This window comes from Candidatus Magnetaquicoccus inordinatus, assembly GCF_004217665.1.
GTDB lineage: Bacteria > Pseudomonadota > Magnetococcia > Magnetococcales > Magnetaquicoccaceae > Magnetaquicoccus > Magnetaquicoccus inordinatus.
Genome location: NZ_RXIU01000253.1, coordinates 1 through 4,455 on the forward strand (window position 1 = coordinate 1; position 4,455 = coordinate 4,455).

Sequence of the window (4,455 nt, forward strand, 5' to 3'; positions counted from 1 at the left end):
GTTGATCCTTGCCGGCAACTGTTGGGCAATGAGCGTTTTGTAGCGGATTTTTTGCCGCAACTGCAAAAGATTCAGAGTTGTTTGGCGCAAGGGCCCAATCCGGATTTGGCGATGCCACTCCTGGATGCCTTGGAATGGGGCTTTCACTCTCCATTACAATCAACTCTGGAAACCATTATCTACGGCCAAGGCTTTGACTGGCGTTTTATCACGGGACGGCGTCGCTCCTTCAAAGCCCTGGCTCCCGACAAAACAGTTCCCCCGGCGCTAGCACAACTCTGGCAACAGACACTCAACAAAGCAAATCGGGCTTTGGCAGCTAACAATCCTGCTTCTTAAAACTGTCTGGCAACCCTTGTTTGCTCCTGCCAGCCATACTACACTGCCTCTTTGGTTGAAGAGTGGTGACTGCACATTTTAACCACCATTTTTCCCCTTTATTCACCTTTTGCTGCGGCTTGGCCCATGCGCTCTTCTCGCCTGTTTCTCTTTTCCCTGCTTGGCATTGGCCTACCGGTGGCTGCGCATGCCTTGTCATTGGGTGAATTGCGGGTTTTGAGTCCTGGAGGATTGCCGTTTCAGGCCAGTACAGAGCTGTTTCTGGAAGAGGGTGAGGAGATCCGTTCTTTAAGCATTGGCTCCGTGGGCGATTATGCTCTGGTCAAAATCCCCCGTCCTGAATTGGCTGACCAGGTTCATGCCAAAATCAAGCAACAAGGTGATAAGACCTTGATCTGGCTGCAGGGTAGTCAACCGTTGCAGGGAGGCGAGGGAGTTATTCTTCTGCACATCTCCTCCAATCAACGTACCTATTTACCCTTTTTTCGCCTGCCAGGACGCAAAGAAGGGCTCAGCGCCAGCAAAAACAGCAACCGTCCGGCAACAGTTGACGCGGCTCCACCAAAACAGAGCCATGCACCCCAGCAAGTGGAAAAACGCAACACCGCAGCGACCCAGTTGGAAACACCTTTGCCCACCTCTGCCGATCGGCAATATGGTCCGGTACGTCGCGGAGAGACCTTAACCAGTATTGCCCGCACCATCGCTCAACAGAGCGGTTTGCATCCGCTGCAGGTGGAAGCCGCCATTTGGCGAGCCAATCCACAACAATTTACTTTGCAGAACATGAATGGCTTAAAAAGCGGTGTCATGCTGCGCATTCCCACATCAACAGAGATGGCACAACTCACCGCACAAGAGGCCCGTTCGCTGCGCATGGATCATATCGCAGACTGGAAAAAGCCGCTCACGCAACGCCGTTTACTACCTTTTACACCCATGCCCTCCTCTGCCTCACTGCAACAGAGCAAAAGCGAGCGCCCCCCCGCTTCCAGTCGCCTGATCGACAACTCGCGCAAAGAAGCGCCTGCTGCCAGCAATAACAGCGGTGGCAGCGGTACCTTGACGCAAATCACCAAGCAATTACGGGCTATTCAAACCCTATTGGAAAAAAATCAGTATCAATTGGAAACTTTGACCCAACGGGTCACCGCCCTGGAAGGCAGTCAGGAGATGTTCAAGAAGATTGATCGGCGTCTGTCGGTGTTGGAAGAGCGGATGAGGTAGAGGATAGTAAATTTAACATGTTTTGAAATTTTTCTTTCCCAATGGAGTGGTCAGTATCCATAAAATCATCTGCATTTTCCCAATTTTTTTCACTGCTTTGCCATACTGGACTAACTTTTTCATATTCTACTTTATATTCAACTGGCTCTGGAAAAATGATGTTTTCTTTACCATCATCACCAGTTGGAATAAAAGGCATCCAGTAACCACCACTTTTTATCTCTTTAATTTCATTTATAAAATCCTTGCAGACCACATGGACATTATGTGCATCGCAATCTTTAAACAAGTCATTTTCTCTATCAGTCCAATTTTCTGATTCACAATGTTTAAAATTTGTAGAAAATCTTGTTTCCCCATAGCTGACCCAAATAATTGGATAAGGCTGTTCATCCAACACGCCAGGTAATGGTTTACGACCGTCAAAATAGAACTTTAACTCAGTGACAAACTCGGTTAATAGATATGCTAAATCGACTGATATTATTAGTTTTCTTCGATCAGAAAACTTTGAAAGTCGAAATCCAACATCCATTTGCGGACCAATATAGTCATCTCTTTCGTAATCACCATAAGTTACAGAAATAACTGCATTAGTAACGGGAAACCCAGCTACCCATGCTGTACCTTTTACTCCTAATTTGCGGCGAAGCCCTTGATTTCCATTTTCTAAATAACTATGTTTTTCATATATTTCGCATGAATACTTCATTATTGTCTTAGAAAAAGCAGCTACGTACCATGCAGGTTCTCTTTCATGGGATATTTCAACCTTAAAAATTAACTCATCACCTAACGCTTTCCATAAACTATAATTTGGAGATAAATGCTGACAATTAAACGCTTTTTTGATTTCACTGGTTGCTAAAAAATTTGAAAACTCGACCTTAAAATCACTATAAAAGTCATTTATTGTGCGCAACCAGCGCGGCGGCCTATCGCTCTCAACAGCATGCTTTAATGCTGTAGAACCACTCAAGTCAGCACTCAAAAATAAAATGAGGCATTTTTTCTTGGAATTAGCCAATTTGCAACTTCTTCATGCGCACACGAACCGCATCTTCTGAAACAAGGAAAAATGCAGCAACATCAACTATTTTGTTAGAATACTCCATGCATTTGTCGCGAAAAAGAGTTTCTGGCATCAAGAATCCGGCTGCGAACCAATTTGCTTCCCATTCCAAAATACTATTAGCTGACCTGGATCGCTTCATGAGAATTCTTACTTGACCAAAAAGCGAGTGAAGAAAAAAATGACCAAGCTCATGGGCAATCGTAAATCGATCTCTCATTGGTCCAGTAAAACTTGCCAGTTTGATTACAAAATCTCGCGAACCGTTCACACGAATTGAACCGTCATCACGTTCCAACTCTTGCAACTCTTGATATTCGATTCTACCGCCCAATCGTTGAACAAGTGGAATCAAATCGTCACCAGGTCGATATCCCAGACGTTCAGCAATTTGTTCCGCAAATTGTTCAATTTGCTTCGATGTGCCACCGAATGGTTGTGGGTCCATTACGGAATCAGATGACATAAACACATCACACCTTTCTCATGAATAATCCATAATGTCATAATTACTGCGGAATGCACCGGATTAGAGGCGTCCCCAACCCTTCTGCCTGATCTCAGTTTGGCTTCGCGTCGTGACTTTTTATACCATATTTTGATAGGAATAAAGAGCAAAAGTTCATGGTACAGCTAAAATGATACAGTCGTAAAATTAGCTACTCACAATCGGCATAAAACGATTCAAACTCCTGTTCGTGAAAAATGGGATCGACCTGTTTCTGCCAACGCTCTTGGTAGGCTTGCAACAGACGTTCTGCGGGCGTAACGCCACTCTCCACTATTTGCAAAAGCGGTTTCAGATAGATCGACTCATCACACCCTTTGCTGTTGCGCTGTTTTTGTCTCTGTAACCCCATTTGCGCCAAAGGTAAAATCTCCTCCGCCAACTCGCGCAATGTTTGCCCACCGGGGATAGGGGTATGTAAAGCCATGCGCGGCACCAAGCCATGGATCTGCACCCGCTCAGACAACGACCAGGTGCTGACCAGCTCCCATGCCTGAGCGAGAACCTCGGCATCATACAACAAACCCTTCCAGAAGGCCGGCAAGGCACACAAAGTTGCTGAATTACCGGCATCCGCTCCACGCAACTCCAAATAGCGTTTCAGGCGCACATCGGGAAACAGAGTCGAGATATGGGTCTCCCAGTCGGCCAGTGTCGGATATTCTCCAGGCAGTAACGGATGTTTGCCTTCCAGAAAGGCACGAAAAGGTACCCCACCCGCTGGCTGATAGCCGCCATGGCGATACAAAAAGAGCATCGGCACATCCAAAGCATACTCCACATAACGGGCAAAGCCAAAATCCTCGGCAAAAACAAAAGGCAGCCAACCACAGCGATCGGGATCGGTATGCCGCCAAATCTCCGAACGATAGGAAAGAAAGCCATTAGGACGCCCTTCCAGAAAGGGCGAATTGGCAAACAGAGCGGTTGCCAAAGGTTGCAGAGCCAATGCCAGACGAAATTTATTGACCATATCAGTCTCATCGGCATAATCCAGATTGGCCTGCACGGTGGCTGTACGGGTCATCATATCCAGACTTAATGCCCCTTTAGAGGGCAGATAGCGCCGCATCTCCCGGTAGCGCCCTTTGGGCATCCAGGGAATCTCAGAAAATGACCATTTTGGTTGTACACCCACACCCAAAAAGGCAATCTCCATCCGTGCACATAATTCGCCCAATTGGTGCAAATGTTCGTTGATTTCATTCTGGGTATCATGGATGGTACGCAAAGGGGCACCAGAGAGCTCCAGTTGACCGCCTGGCTCCAAAGAGATACTTGCCTTGCTGTCACCACTGGGTTTGATCAA

At 46.7% G+C, this 4,455-nt stretch carries 5 protein-coding genes; 2 read left to right on the top strand and 3 right to left on the bottom strand.

Translation table 11 applies throughout. From position 1 onward, the window contains the following. Together EJP87_RS17980 and EJP87_RS14065 are read left to right on the top strand one after the other, a co-directional pair. On the top strand, positions 1-339 hold a 339-nt coding region (locus tag EJP87_RS17980; protein WP_193771401.1), incomplete at its 5' end, for a hypothetical protein. A 126-nt stretch (positions 340-465) separates the two neighbouring features. Beyond that, positions 466-1,566 carry a type IV pilus assembly protein FimV gene (locus EJP87_RS14065; protein ID WP_130472497.1) on the top strand — a complete coding sequence of 367 codons (1,101 nt, stop codon included), beginning with the start codon at positions 466-468 and terminating at the stop codon, positions 1,564-1,566. On the opposite strand, the gene EJP87_RS14070 is transcribed toward EJP87_RS14065, so the two are convergent. From EJP87_RS14070 to EJP87_RS14080, 3 genes are all read right to left on the bottom strand, one after another. Continuing rightward, positions 1,517-2,593 (bottom strand): hypothetical protein, encoded by a 1,077-nt coding sequence (locus EJP87_RS14070; protein ID WP_130472498.1) that lies wholly within the window; start codon positions 2,591-2,593, stop codon positions 1,517-1,519. The genes EJP87_RS14065 and EJP87_RS14070 overlap by 50 nt on opposite strands. Beyond that, positions 2,586-3,104, bottom strand: coding sequence for an ImmA/IrrE family metallo-endopeptidase (locus EJP87_RS14075; RefSeq protein ID WP_130472499.1), 519 nt, complete (start codon positions 3,102-3,104; stop codon positions 2,586-2,588). The genes EJP87_RS14070 and EJP87_RS14075 overlap by 8 nt, the downstream gene beginning before the upstream one ends. 193 nt (positions 3,105-3,297) lie before the next feature. Beyond that, on the bottom strand, positions 3,298-4,455 hold a 1,158-nt coding region (locus EJP87_RS14080; RefSeq protein ID WP_130472500.1), incomplete at its 5' end, for a glutamate--cysteine ligase.